13 protein-coding genes are annotated in these 12451 nt (G+C 69.1%); 4 read left to right on the forward strand and 9 right to left on the reverse strand.

Going from position 1 to position 12451, the window contains the following annotated elements:
- Window positions 1-2: 2 nt before the first annotated feature.
- The 3 genes from BOSE46_RS13185 to hisF are packed head-to-tail and all read right to left on the reverse strand — an operon-like array spanning window position 3 to window position 4445.
- The gene (locus BOSE46_RS13185) at window positions 3-1826 is read right to left on the reverse strand and encodes an ABC transporter ATP-binding protein (RefSeq protein WP_159540674.1); all 1824 of its coding nucleotides are present in this window, start codon (window positions 1824-1826) and stop codon (window positions 3-5) included.
- A complete protein-coding gene (locus BOSE46_RS13190; RefSeq protein WP_371415513.1) occupies window positions 1823-3694 on the reverse strand; it encodes an ABC transporter ATP-binding protein in 1872 nt (623 codons plus the stop codon). Before BOSE46_RS13190 ends, BOSE46_RS13185 begins: the two co-directional genes overlap by 4 nt.
- Window positions 3684-4445, reverse strand: coding sequence for an imidazole glycerol phosphate synthase subunit HisF (gene hisF / locus BOSE46_RS13195; protein WP_159540675.1), 762 nt, complete (start codon window positions 4443-4445; stop codon window positions 3684-3686). The genes BOSE46_RS13190 and hisF overlap by 11 nt, the downstream gene beginning before the upstream one ends.
- A 106-nt stretch (window positions 4446-4551) precedes the next feature.
- Between hisF and BOSE46_RS13200 the strand changes: the two genes are divergently transcribed.
- Window positions 4552-5160, forward strand: a complete 609-nt coding sequence (locus tag BOSE46_RS13200; RefSeq protein WP_159540676.1) for a hypothetical protein — start codon at window positions 4552-4554, stop codon at window positions 5158-5160.
- A gap of 92 nt (window positions 5161-5252) precedes the next feature.
- Window positions 5253-6233: an STAS-like domain-containing protein gene (locus BOSE46_RS13205; RefSeq protein WP_159540677.1), complete on the forward strand. Its 981-nt coding sequence runs from the start codon at window positions 5253-5255 to the stop codon at window positions 6231-6233.
- A 4-nt stretch (window positions 6234-6237) separates the two neighbouring features.
- Here BOSE46_RS13205 and priA read toward each other — a convergent pair whose 3' ends face one another.
- A complete protein-coding gene (gene priA, locus BOSE46_RS13210; protein ID WP_159540678.1) occupies window positions 6238-6972 on the reverse strand; it encodes a bifunctional 1-(5-phosphoribosyl)-5-((5-phosphoribosylamino)methylideneamino)imidazole-4-carboxamide isomerase/phosphoribosylanthranilate isomerase PriA in 735 nt (244 codons plus the stop codon).
- 156 nt (window positions 6973-7128) lie between these two features.
- On the opposite strand from priA, the gene BOSE46_RS13215 reads away from it, so the two are divergent.
- Complete coding sequence (locus BOSE46_RS13215) at window positions 7129-7830, forward strand: alpha/beta fold hydrolase (RefSeq protein WP_159540679.1); 702 nt, start codon at window positions 7129-7131, stop codon at window positions 7828-7830.
- 4 nt (window positions 7831-7834) lie between these two features.
- Here BOSE46_RS13215 and hisH read toward each other — a convergent pair whose 3' ends face one another.
- From hisH to hisD, 4 genes are read right to left on the reverse strand one after another with little or no spacing between them, the layout of a single operon-like run.
- A complete protein-coding gene (hisH, locus tag BOSE46_RS13220) occupies window positions 7835-8470 on the reverse strand; it encodes an imidazole glycerol phosphate synthase subunit HisH (protein WP_159540680.1) in 636 nt (211 codons plus the stop codon).
- Window positions 8467-9066, reverse strand: a complete 600-nt coding sequence (hisB, locus tag BOSE46_RS13225; RefSeq protein ID WP_149687846.1) for an imidazoleglycerol-phosphate dehydratase HisB — start codon at window positions 9064-9066, stop codon at window positions 8467-8469. Before hisB ends, hisH begins: the two co-directional genes overlap by 4 nt.
- Window positions 9063-10139 (reverse strand): histidinol-phosphate transaminase, encoded by a 1077-nt coding sequence (locus tag BOSE46_RS13230; RefSeq protein WP_159540681.1) that lies wholly within the window; start codon window positions 10137-10139, stop codon window positions 9063-9065. The genes hisB and BOSE46_RS13230 overlap by 4 nt, the downstream gene beginning before the upstream one ends.
- Entirely contained in the window at window positions 10139-11452 is a 1314-nt protein-coding gene (hisD, locus tag BOSE46_RS13235; protein ID WP_371415514.1) for a histidinol dehydrogenase, read from the reverse strand. Before hisD ends, BOSE46_RS13230 begins: the two co-directional genes overlap by 1 nt.
- A 34-nt stretch (window positions 11453-11486) precedes the next feature.
- Here hisD and ybaK point away from each other — a divergent pair, with 34 nt between their 5' ends.
- The gene (gene ybaK, locus BOSE46_RS13240; RefSeq protein WP_159540682.1) at window positions 11487-11978 is read left to right on the forward strand and encodes a Cys-tRNA(Pro) deacylase; all 492 of its coding nucleotides are present in this window, start codon (window positions 11487-11489) and stop codon (window positions 11976-11978) included.
- Here ybaK and BOSE46_RS13245 read toward each other — a convergent pair.
- Window positions 11975-12436 (reverse strand): hypothetical protein, encoded by a 462-nt coding sequence (locus BOSE46_RS13245; protein ID WP_159540683.1) that lies wholly within the window; start codon window positions 12434-12436, stop codon window positions 11975-11977. The two genes, ybaK and BOSE46_RS13245, sit on opposite strands and share 4 nt — an antisense overlap.
- Window positions 12437-12451: the final 15 nt, after the last annotated feature.

The raw sequence follows: 12451 nt of genomic DNA on the forward strand, positions 1-12451 counted from the left end.
ACTCACACAGGGTCGGCGGCCGGCTGGTGGCTCGACAGCGACGCCTGGGCGACCCAGCTCGCGTGCAGCCGCGCGTAGACCCCGCCGAGCTCGACGAGCTCGGCGTGGGTGCCGTCCTCGACGAGCCGGCCCGCATCGAACACCAGGACGCGGTCGGCGTTCTCGGCGGTCGACAGGCGGTGCGCGATCGTCACGCTGGAGCGACCGTCGAGCAACCGGTCGAGCGCGCGGGTCGCGCGCAGCTCGGTCTGCGGGTCGACCGCGCTGGTCGCCTCGTCGAGCACGATGAACTCCGGATCGGCGAGCGCCGAACGTACGAGCGCGACGAGCTGGCGCTCCCCTGCCGACAGCGACTCACCGCGCTGGCCGACCTGCGAGTCGAGGCCGCGGGGCAGCGAGGCGTACCAGTCGGTCAGGCCCAGCCGGCCGAAGACGTCGACGAGCTCGGCTTCGGTCGCGTCCTTCTTGCCGTAGAGCAGGTTGTCGCGCAGCGTGGCGTCGAACAGGAAGCCTTCCTGGGGCACCATCAGCACGTGCTGGCGAAGGTCGTTGAACGACACCCGGCTGATGTCGGTCTCGCCCAGGCGTACGACGCCGGCGGTCGGGTCCATGAGACGGGTCAGCAGCTTGGCGAACGTCGTCTTGCCCGATCCGGTCTCGCCCACGACGGCGACCCGCTGGCGTGGCGCGATCTCGACGTTGACGTCCTTGAGCACGTCGGGACCATCGGGGTAGGCGAAGGTCACGTGCTCGAAGCGGGCGCCGAGGGTGCCGCCCGGCAGCGTCGTGCCGGCCTCCCCCGGGTCGACGACGTCGGCCGGGGTGTCGAGCAGCTCGATGACCCGGCGCCACGACGCGATCGCGTTCTGCGCGTCGGTCAGCACCTGCGTCGCCATCTGCACCGGACCGACGAACAGACCGACGAGGAACGCGAACGCGATGACGGTGCCCATCGACAGCTGGCCCGACAGGCCGATCGCCACGCCGAACGCGATGACCGCGGCGTTGGCGAGACCACCCGCCACGCCCGCGGAGGCGAACGTCACGGCGACGAGCTTCTGGGCTCGTACGTTGGCGTCGAGGTTGCGGGCGATGCCGTCGTCGACCCGCTGCTGCGTGCGGCGCTCGATCGCGTAGGCCCGGACGACCGAGGCGCCGACGACGGGCTCGGCGATGACCGCCAGCATCTCGCCGACCGTGCGGCGGACGATGTCGTAGGCCCGGCTGAGGCGCTCGGCGAAGTACTTGAGGCTGATGCCCAGCGGCAGGAAGCAGACCCAGACGACGATCGTCAGCTGCCACGAGAAATAGGCCATGATGCCGGTCGCCACGATGATCTGGCCGACACTGACGACCATCATGATCCCGGTGAACTGCAGGAACTGCGAGACCTGGTCGATGTCGGAGGTCACCCTCGACACCAGGACGCCACGACGTTCTGAGTTCTGCGTCAGCATCGACAGGTCGTGCACGTGCCGGAACGCGTCGACGCGCAGCTGGGCGAGGCCGCGCTCGCTCGCGACGAACAGGCGTACGCGCATCCAGTAGGCCAGCAGGCTCGAGATCACGATCACGCCGAGCGCCGCGAGGAGGTAGCCGGCGACGTCGCTGAGCTGCGTGCCGTCGCCGTCGCCGAGCCCGGAGTCGACGGTCTGCTTGATGACGATCGGCACGACGGAGCCGCCGATCGTGCTGAGGATCGCCAGCACCAGGGTCAGGCCGAGGCCCTCCTTGATCGCCGGTGAGAGCGAGAGTCCGCGTCGCAGGATCGCGATGCCGGTCAGGCGGTCTGCCTCTGTGTCGGCGACGGTGTCGGTCGTGCTCATGACTCCACCTCCCTGGCATGGTCGTAGGCATTGACGAGGTCGCGGTAGTCGGCCGATCGCTCGACGAGCTCCGCGTGGCTGCCGCGGTCGGCGATGACGCCGTCATCGAGGAACACGACCTCGTCGGCGAGGGCGATGGTCGCCTTGCGGTAGGCCACGACCAGGACCGTCGGGCCGTCGTCATCAGCGGTGTGGGCCGCCAGGGCCTTGAGGATGCGCTGCTCGACCTCGGGGTCGACGGCGCTGGTCGCGTCGTCCATGACCAGCAGGCGCGGTCGGCGCACGAGCGCGCGGGCCAGCGACAGCCGCTGGCGCTGGCCGCCGGACAGTGTCGTGCCGCGCTCACCGAGCTCAGCGTCGAGACCCGCCGGCAGCTTGGCGACGAAGCCGTCGGCCTGGACCGTACGCAGAGCGGCCCACACCTCCTCGTCGCTGAAGTCGCCGCCGAGGGTGACGTTCTCGCGAACGCTGTCGTCGAACAGGAACGTGGCCTGCGGGACCACGGCGATCGCCTTGGCGAGCTCCGCGTGGGTGAGCTCGCGGATGTCGTGGCCGTCGACGCGGATCGCACCGTGCTGGGGGTCGACGAGACGGGTCAGGAGCGAGGTCAGGGTGCTCTTGCCGCTACCGGTGGCACCCACCACCGCGACGACCTTGCCGGGCTCGACCTCGACGTCGATGCCCCGCAGCACGTCCTTCGCCGCGGTTCCTGAGCCTGTCGAAGGATCGGCGAAGCCGAACGTCAGACCGTCGACGTCGAGCGACACGGGTCCGTTGCCGGGCAGGGTCGAGGATCCGTAGGACATCGAGCCCTCGGCCTCCAGCACCGACGACACGCGCTCCCAGCCGACGACGCTGCGCGGGAGCTCGCCGAGCACCCAGCCAATCGCGCGCACGGGGAACGCCACGACCGTGAACAGGTAGGCGACCTGGACGACGTCGCCGGGATCGGCAGCACCGCTGGCCACTCGGCCGACGCCCAGCACGATGACCAGCAGGATGCCGAGGTTGGGCAGCGCCTCCAGCAGCGGATCGAACATGCTGCGGATGCGGCCGACTGCGATGTTGGCGTCGCGCAGCTCGTGTGTCACACGGGTGAAGCGCTCGGTCTCGTCGGCCTCTCGACCCAGCGACTTGACGACGAGAGCTCCGTCGAACGACTCGTGCGCCACCGAGCTCACGTCACCGCGGAGCGACTGGGCGTAGGAGACCTTGGGCGAGAGCCAGCGCTGGTAGAACACGTTGATCGCGAACAGCGCCGGGAAGACGATCAGCCCGACGATCGTGAGGACGACGTCGGCGGCCAGCATCGCGACGATCGCCGCCACCAGCATCGCGATGACGCCCACGGCCATCGGCAGCGGCATGAACACCGACCACGTGGCCTCGACGTCGGCGTTGGCGTTGGAGAGCAGCTGGCCGGTCGGGTGGCGGTGGTGCCAGGCCATCGGCAGCGAGATGTACTTGCGGGTGACGCGCCGGCGGTAATCGGCGATGAGCCGGTAGAACACGACTCCGCCGATGAGCCGGCGACCGATGATGCCGAGCGCACGTAGGATCGCGACGGCGAGGAAAAGCGCGATCGCGCCGGCGAGCGCGCCCTTGGCGATCTCACCACGCTCGAACGAGGGACGGATCACGTGATCCGTCGCCCAGCCGAGCACCCACGCGTCGGCGACGGTCATGGCGCCGTAGAGCACGCTGCCGATCACCGACAGCGAGAACAGGAATCGCTGCTCCCGGATGCCGCGGCCGAGCAGGGCGAAGCCACGGCCGGTCACGTGCTGGTGGTCGGCCGTTCCGAGGTCGCGCTCGTCCGGGTCTGGGGCGGCCGCCTCGATGGGTTCTGCTGCGGTCCTATCGGACACAGTGTCCTGCTGCTCGCAACGTCTCTTTCACCTGTCCGATGGTCATGTCGCCGAAGTGGAACACGCTTGCGGCGAGCACTGCGTCAGCGCCGGCATCGATGGCCGCTGGGAAGTGCTCGAGCCGGCCGGCACCGCCACTCGCTATGAGTGGCACTTGTGTAACGCCACGGACCGCCCGAATCATTTCCAGGTCGAAGCCGTCCTTCGTCCCGTCGGCGTCCATCGAGTTGAGCAGGATCTCGCCGGCACCCAGCTCGGTGGCCGTGCGCGCCCACTCGACGGCGTCGATCCCCGCCGACGTACGACCACCGTGGGTCGTCACCTCGAACCCGCTGGGCTGCTCGCTGCTGCGTCGCGCGTCGACGCTGAGCACCAGGACCTGGTTGCCGAATCGCTGGGCGATCTCGGCGATGACCTGCGGCCGGGCGATCGCCGCGGTGTTGATGCCGACCTTGTCCGCACCCGCTCGCAACAGGCGGTCGACGTCCTCGGGCGTACGCACCCCGCCGCCGACGGTCAGTGGGATGAACACCTGGTCGGCGGTGCGGCCGACGACGTCGAACGTCGTGTCACGGCTGTCCGAGGACGCCGTGATGTCGAGGAACGTGAGCTCGTCGGCCCCCTCGGCGTCGTAGACCTTGGCCATCTCAACCGGATCACCCGCGTCGCGCAGGTTGACGAAGTTGACGCCCTTGACGACCCGGCCGTTGTCGACGTCCAGGCACGGGATGACGCGTACGGCGAGGCTCACCGGATGAGCCTATCTGTCGGCGCGGACAGTCCCCCGGTGGGGGAAATCCGCCTGAGCGGGGTCGTCAGCCACTACGGTCGACTCAACCTGGTTGGTCGGAGGACCCATGAAGCGCATGCTCGGCACCATCGTGGTGCTCGTCCTGTTCACTGCTGGCTGCGGCAGCGGCCCCACGAGCGAGGGGAACGACCCCACGGTCGAGCAGACATCGGCATCCCCTGAGGCGACGCCGGAGACGACCGCGCCGCCGGCGGACTCGAGCGACCTGGTCGTGACACCGGGCAAGGTGGGCGACGTCAAGGCAGGGATGACCAAGGAAGAAGCGCTCGCGACCGGGTTCTTCGATGCCGATGTCGAGGGCGTCGAGGGCTGCACGTTCCCGCTGCAGTGGAAGAAGCAGTTCGAAGGCGTCGACGTGTTGACCCGCGAGGACGGCTCCATCGGGTCGCTCGGGGTCACCAAGGGCGGTCCCGTCACGGCCGAAGGGATCGGGGTGGGCAGCACGCTCGCCGACGTCAAGGCCGCCTACCTCGAGCTCTCCGCCGTCAAGGAGGCGGGCTTCGACCAGGCCGGCGTGTTCCACACCGTCGGCGACGACCACATCGGCTTCCTGTTCGGCGAGGCGACACCCGCCTCGATCACGGACTCCTCCAAGGTGTCGTTCATGGAGGTCACGTCCGGCAAGCTGCCCGAGCTCATGCGCAGCGGCTGCTGAGGTTGAGAGATAGCGTTTCTTGCGATTTTCGCGCCGATATGATCAAATCGAACTGAAATCGCTAGAAACGCTAGTACGGGGAGGTGTGGTCAATGGCTGACCTTCTACGTCCGGGCGACCTTGCGAAAGCGCTCCAGCTGTCACCCGCACGCATTCGTCAGCTCGCGTATGAAGGCCGCATCCCTTTCCTGACGACGCCCGGGGGCCACCGTCGATACGACCTCGACGAGGTCAGAGCCGCCCTCCTCGCGACCCACACACAGGCGTGGCGCGGCGCTTTCCCGCTCGAGGGCCTCCGAGAGGACCAGCTCTGGCGTGACCTCCGCCCAAGCCTGGATCCGATCAGCGAGCAGGGGCGGGGCATCGCTGCGTACGCCGTGACAGAAATGGTCAACAACGCGATCGATCACTCAGCGGGCACGTCCGTCACTGTCGAAGCACGGCGGGCAACCAACCACATCACGATCACGGTCCAGGATGACGGCGTCGGGGTGTTCCGGACCGTTCGCGACGGCTTCGGCCTGCCCGACTACTTCGCAGCCGTTGCCGAGCTCTCCAAGGGCAAGCGCACGACAGACAGGGAGCGACACTCCGGCGAGGGCATCTTCTTCACCTCGAAGGCAGTTGACGTATTCGAACTGGCAGCCAACGGCATCGTCTGGGTCCTCGACAACGACGTGGCTGACCAGTCACTCGGCATGTCACGGGTCGACGTGGGCACCCGTGTCCGTCTGCGCATCGACAGCGGCACGGAAAGGGAGCTCAACGACGTCTTCCGCGCCTTCAGCCACGAGCACGACTTCGTACGCTCACAACCGACCATCAAGCTGTTCGAGATCGGCACCGAGTTCGTGAGCCGCAGTGAGGCGAAGCGACTCCTCGAAGGGATGGAGGAGTTCACCGAGATCACGCTGGACTTCCATGGCGTCCTGTCCGTTGGTCAGGGGTTCGTGGACGAGACGTTCCGAGTGTGGGCAAGGGCCCACCCCGGGGTGACGTTGAGTCCCGTCAACGCGAACCCCGCGGTCCTCTATATGATTGAGCGAGGACTGCCTAAGCCGGATCGAACGTGACGGATCAGGCCGGTCCGACTCCGGAGACCGCGGCGAGGGCCTCGGGCAGCGTGAACGCTCCGGCGTAGAGCGCCTTGCCGACGATCGCACCCTCGACACCGACACCAGTCAGTGACGCGATCGCGCGGAGGTCGTCGAGGCTCGAGACTCCTCCGGAGGCGACGACCGGCTTGTCGGTGATCTCGCAGACCTGGCGCAGCAGGTCGAGGTTGGGGCCGGTCAGCGTGCCGTCCTTGGTGACGTCGGTCAGGACATAACGGGCGCAGCCGTCGCGCTCGAGCCGCTCGAGCACCTCGAACAGGTCTCCGCCCTCATGCGTCCAGCCCCGCGCTGCCAGTGTCGTGCCGCGCACGTCGAGGCCCACGGCGATCTGGTCGCCGTACTGGCTGACGACCTTGCGGCACCACTCCGGGTTCTCCAGAGCGGCCGTGCCGAGGTTGACCCGCGTGCAGCCGGTGGCCAGCGCGGCCTCGAGCGACGCGTCGTCGCGGATGCCGCCCGACAGCTCGACCTTGACGTCGAGCTGGTGCACGACGTCGGCGAGGAGCTCCCGGTTGGAGCCCTTGCCGAACGCGGCGTCGAGGTCGACGAGGTGGATCCACTCCGCTCCGTCCGACTGCCACTGCAGGGCTGCATCGAGCGGGGATCCGTAGGTCGTCTCGCTGCCGAGCTCGCCCTGGACGAGGCGTACGGCCTGTCCATCGGCGACGTCGACGGCGGGGAGGAGTTCGAGGGTCACGCAGGTGATCGTATCTGCCGGCGGTCGACGGCGAGATCCTCACCTGATTCCGTGGACAACAGTGCCCGGCGCACCTGTCGAGGACGGTCAGATGCGGCCCGGCGACCGCCGACGCTCGCCTCGCGATCTGTCCGTGGGCGGCGATACGTTCGAACCATGAAGATCATCCTCGTACCCGGATTCTGGCTCGGCGCATGGTCGTGGGCCCGCATCACCCCCACGCTCGAATCGGCCGGCCATGACGTTCTGCCCCTCACGCTCCCCGGAGTCGAGTCGGCCGACGCCGATCGCTCGGGCATCGGACTCGCTGAGCACGTGGCAGCCGTGGTGGCCGAGATCGACCGATCCGACGAGCCCGTCGTGCTGGTGGGCCACAGCGGCGGCGGCACGGTCATCCACGCCGCGGTCGACCAGCGCCCCGATCGCGTGGCTCGGGCGATCTACGTCGACAGCGGACCACTACCTGATGGCACGCCCACCAACCCCAACCTCCCGTCCGACGGAGCGGACCTGCACCTCCCGGAGTGGGACGTCTTCCGCGGCGACGGGTCGCACGACCTCGACGACTTCACCGAGGCGCAGCTCGCCGACTTCCGCGAGCGCGCAGTCCCACATCCGGCCGCGGCCGCCAAGGACCCCCAGGTGCTTTCGAACGACGCGCGCTACGCGGTGCCGGTCACGCTGATCACGACGACCTTCACCCGCGAGCAGATCGACACCTACACGGCGGCCGGCGAGGACTACTTCGCCGAGCTGCCCAAGATGAAGGACGTCACGATCATCGAGCTGCCGACGAGTCACTGGCCGCAATTCACCAAGCCCGAACAGCTCGCCGAGGTCCTGCGCGACGCGATCTGAACAGTCAGAGCGTCGCGAGCCAGTTCTTCAACAGCTGGGACCCGGCGTCGCCGGACTTCTCCGGATGGAACTGGGTCGCCCACAGCGGCCCGTGCTCGGCGGCCGACACGAACCGGTCACCCGCGTACTCCGTCCACGTCACGGCCGGATCCGGCATCGCCGGCGGCTGGCTGAGCACCCAGTCCCGTACGCCGTAGGAGTGCACGAAGTAGAACCGCTCGTCCTCGATGCCGGCGAACATCCGCGACCCCTCGCCGGGCTCGACGGTGTTCCAGCCCATGTGCGGCACGATCGGCGCCTGGAGCCGCTCGACGACACCGGGCAGCTCGCCGCACCCTTCGGTGCGTACGCCGTGCTCGATGCCCTCGCCGAACAGGATCTGCATGCCGACGCAGATGCCCAGCACGGGACGGTTGGCGATGAGTCGCCGCTCGACGATGCGTACGCCGTCGACGCCGACCAGCCCGCGCATGCAGGCCTCGAAGGCGCCGACGCCGGGCACCAGGAGGCCGTCGGCCTCCTGCGCGACCTTCGCGTCACTGGTGAGCACGGCCTCGGCCCCGGCGCGCTCGACAGCGCGTACTGCCGAGCGGAGGTTCCCAGAGCCGTAGTCGAGCACCGCGACGCGCGGAGCGGTCACAGGGCTCCCTTGGTGCTGGGGATGCCTGACTCGCGCGGGTCGATCGCGACGGCGTCGCGCAGCGCACGCGCGACTGCCTTGAACTGGGCCTCGGCGATGTGGTGCGGGTCGCGGCCGTCCAGGAGGCGTACGTGCATCGTGATCCCGGCGTGGTGCGCGATCGACTCGAAGACGTGAGCGGTCAGCGCGCCGGTGTACTGGCCGCCGATGATCGCAGTGATCTGGCGGTCGGGCTCACCGGAGTGCACGAAATAGGGCCGGCCCGACACGTCGACGACGGCCTGTGCGATCGACTCGTCGAGCGGCACGAGCGCGTCGCCGTAGCGCCGGATGCCGACCTTGTCGCCGAGCGCCTCGCGGATCGCCTCACCGAGGCAGATCGCGGTGTCCTCGACGGTGTGGTGCGCGTCGATGTGCAGGTCGCCCTCGGACTTGACCGTCAGGTCGATCAGCGAGTGCCGCGAGAACGCCGTCAGCATGTGGTCGTAGAAGCCGACACCGGTGGAGATGTCGTTGATGCCGGAACCGTCGAGGTCGATCTCGACGACGACATGGGACTCCGAGGTCTTTCGCTCGATGCGCGCAGTGCGGGTCATCGGGTCACCTCCAGGAGTGCTTGTCGGAACGCGTGCATCTCGTCCGGCGTGCCGATCGACACGCGGAGCCATTCTAGGGGTCCGACCTCGCGGATCAGGACGCCGTGGTCGAGCAGGCCCTGCCAGACGGCGTGCCGGTCGTCGAAGCGTCCGAAGAGGATGAAGTTGGCATCCGACTCCGCAACGTCGAAACCCTGCTCACGCAACCAGGTCGCGGTCTCGTCACGGGTGACCCGGAGCGCGTCGACCTGGGCCAGCAGCTCGTCCTCGTGCTGCAGCGCAGCTGTCGCCGCGGCCTGGCTCACGGCCGACAGGTGATAGGGCAGGCGGACGATGCGGAGCGCGTCGATGATGGCGGCGTCCGCCGCGACGTAGCCGAGCCGACCGCCGGCCAGCGCGAAGGCCTTGCTCATCGTGCGGGTGACCAGCAGGCGCGGGAACTCGTCGAGCAGGTCGAGGGCGCTCGGCGTGCCGTCACGGCGGAACTCCGCGTAGGCCTCGTCGACCACGACGATGCCGGGAGCGGCCTCGACGATCGCGCGCGTGTGCGCAGGGTCGAGCGCCGTGCCGGTCGGGTTGTTGGGCGACGTCAGGATGACGACGTCGGGGCGCTCCGTGGCAATGAGCGCGAGCGCCGCCTCGACATCGAGACCGAAGTCGTCCCGCCGGCGCCCTGCCACCCAGCGCGTGTGCGTGTTGCGGGCGTACTCGGGATACATCGAGTACGTGGGAGCGAACGACACGGCCGTGCGGCCCGGGCCGCCGAACGCCTGCAGCACCTGCTGCATGACCTCGTTGGAACCGTTGGCCGCCCAGACCCGATCCATCGTCAGCCCGTGGCCCAGGTACGCGGCGAGAGCCATGCGAAGCTCCGTCGCCTCGCGGTCGGGGTAGCGGTTGAGCGACAGGGCGGCGCGGTAGACCGCGTCACCGATGTCGCGGGCTGCCGCGTCGCTGGGCCCGTAGGGGTTCTCGTTGGTGTTGAGCTGCACCGGCACGTCGAGCTGCGGCGCACCATAGGGCTCGTCGTCGCGGAGCTCGTCGCGGATCGGCACCCACGCCGGCAGCGGCATCAGCGTGACATCCGGATCGTGACGGCAGCACCGTGCGACGGCAAGTTCTCCGCCTCGGCGAGGGTCACGACGTGATCGCCGACCTCGCGCAGGGCGGCCTCGTCGTAGGTGACGACGTGCATGTTCTTGCAGAACGCCCGCACCGAGAGACCCGACGAGTGGCAGGCGCAGCCGGCCGTGGGCAACACGTGGTTGGAGCCTGCGGCGTAGTCACCGAGGGAGACCGGCGTGTGCGAACCGACGAACACCGCACCGGCGTTGACGATGCGCGCCGCGACTGCACCGGCGTCGGAGGTCTGGATCTCGAGGTGCTCGGCGGCGTAGCCGTTGGCGACCAGTACTGCCTGGTCCACGTCGCGCACGAGCACCGTCGCGGACTGCTGTCCCTCGAGCGCCGTGCGGATCCGCTCGGCGTGCTTGGCCGCGCCGATCTGGTCGTCGAGCGCGGTGTCGACCGCGTCGGCGAGCCGCTCGCTCGCCGTGATCAGCACGCTGGCGGCCATGGGGTCGTGCTCGGCCTGGCTGATCAGGTCAGCGGCGACGAACGCCGCATCGGCCGTGTCGTCGGCGATGATCGCGATCTCGGTGGGCCCCGCCTCGGCATCGATGCTGACGGTGCCCTGCAGGTATCGCTTGGCGGCGGCCACGTAGATGTTGCCGGGACCGGTGATGAGGTTGACCGGGCGGCACTCCCCCGCCCCGTACGCGAACATCGCGAGCGCCTGGGCCCCGCCGGCGGAGTAGACCTCGTCGATCCCGAGCAGTCCGCAGGCCGCCAGGATCGTGGGGTGCGGCAGACCGCCGAACTCCGCGTTGGGCGGGCTGGCGAGCGCTATGCCCGGCACGCCGGCCACCTGGGCCGGGACCGCGTTCATGATCACGGTGCTGACCAGCGGCGCGAGACCACCGGGGACGTACAGGCCGACGCGCTGCATCGGCACGATCCGGCGCTCGACGGTGGCGCCCGGCGCGACGTCGGTGACGAGGCTGCGCTCGAGCTCTGCCTCGCTCGTCTGGCGCAGACGCCTGATCGACTCCTCGAGGCCGGCGCGGATGTCCGGCGCAAGGGCGTCCAGGGCGTCGGTGATCGCGGCGACCGGTACGCGGAGCTCCGCCGGGCGTACGCCGTCGAAACGCTCACCCGCGTCCAGCACCGCGTCGGCGCCTCGTGACCTGACGTCCTCGCAGATCGGCCGGACCGCGGCCATGGCGTGCTCGACGTCGACCTCGGCCCGCGGCACGGCAGCGCTGTAGATCCCTTGCCACTCATCGGCACCGGGCTCAAGATTTCGCAGGTCAAGACGTCGCATCACGACGCCAAGTCTACGGACGGGCTACCGTGGGTTGGTGGCCGCCAACAAGAAGCCCACCGACGCAACACCGGCGTTCGTCGCGCTCCACCGGGCCAACATCCCGTTCACGCCGCACGCGTACGTCCACGACCCGCGGGCCGACTCGTTCGGCATGGAAGCGGCGCAGGCCCTTGGCGTCGAGCCCGGCCGGGTCTTCAAGACGCTGATGGCCGAGGTCGACGGTGAGCTCTGCGTCGGGGTCGTGCCGGTGATGGGGTCGCTCGACCTCAAGGCACTCGCCGATGCGCTCGGCGGCAAGCGCGCGCAGATGGCCGACGCCGCTCAGGCGCAGCGAGCCACGGGCTATGTCATCGGCGGGATATCACCGCTGGGTCAGAAGCGCCGGCACCGCACCGTCATCGACAAGACCTCGGCGCAGTGGCCGACGATCTTCGTGTCCGGCGGGCGTCGCGGCCTCGAGGCCGAGCTCCAGCCGAGCGACCTGATCCTGCTGACCGAAGCCGTCGTCGCGCGTATCGCCCGCTAGTGCTTGTAAGGCTCGTAGGCTGACTCGTCCAACCGGGTGGCGAGCAGCGTCGCTCCGATGAAGCCGGCGAGCCCGAAGATCGGCCACACCAGGAACGGCGCGATCCCGTCGACCGCCAGCTTGGCCGGCACGTGGTCGCCGACCGTCAGCCCCTTGACCGATGCCGGGTCCGGCGGGCCGAGCCGGATGCCGAGGCGCAAGGCGATCACCGACGCGATCGCCGTCAGCACGATGATGAACGGCGTCACGATCCAGCCGAGATCACGCAGGGTCCAGGCCGCGAACGCACCCCAGATCAAGCAGGTTAGGGCGCCGACGGCGATGAACACGACGATGACCGCGAAGTCGCCCTTGGCCGCGGCTTCGCCCATCACGATGCCGCCCTGGCGGACCTCCCACTCAGCCGGAGTCGCGAGGCGTTCCCACACGAAACCTGCCGCGACACCCAGAAGGAGCATCGCGGCGGCAGTCAG

The organism is Aeromicrobium sp. 9AM, from assembly GCF_902506105.1.
Lineage (GTDB): Bacteria > Actinomycetota > Actinomycetes > Propionibacteriales > Nocardioidaceae > Aeromicrobium.

Coding starts and splice junctions, on each gene's coding strand:
- BOSE46_RS13185 (WP_159540674.1), bottom strand. CDS start 1,826: ATGAGCACGACCGACACCGTCGCCGACACAGAGGCAGACCGCCTGACC.
- BOSE46_RS13200 (WP_159540676.1), top strand. CDS start 4,552: ATGAAGCGCATGCTCGGCACCATCGTGGTGCTCGTCCTGTTCACTGCT.
- BOSE46_RS13205 (WP_159540677.1), top strand. CDS start 5,253: ATGGCTGACCTTCTACGTCCGGGCGACCTTGCGAAAGCGCTCCAGCTG.
- BOSE46_RS13215 (WP_159540679.1), top strand. CDS start 7,129: ATGAAGATCATCCTCGTACCCGGATTCTGGCTCGGCGCATGGTCGTGG.
- hisB (WP_149687846.1), bottom strand. CDS start 9,066: ATGACCCGCACTGCGCGCATCGAGCGAAAGACCTCGGAGTCCCATGTC.
- BOSE46_RS13230 (WP_159540681.1), bottom strand. CDS start 10,139: ATGCCGCTGCCGGCGTGGGTGCCGATCCGCGACGAGCTCCGCGACGAC.
- BOSE46_RS13245 (WP_159540683.1), bottom strand. CDS start 12,436: ATGCTCCTTCTGGGTGTCGCGGCAGGTTTCGTGTGGGAACGCCTCGCG.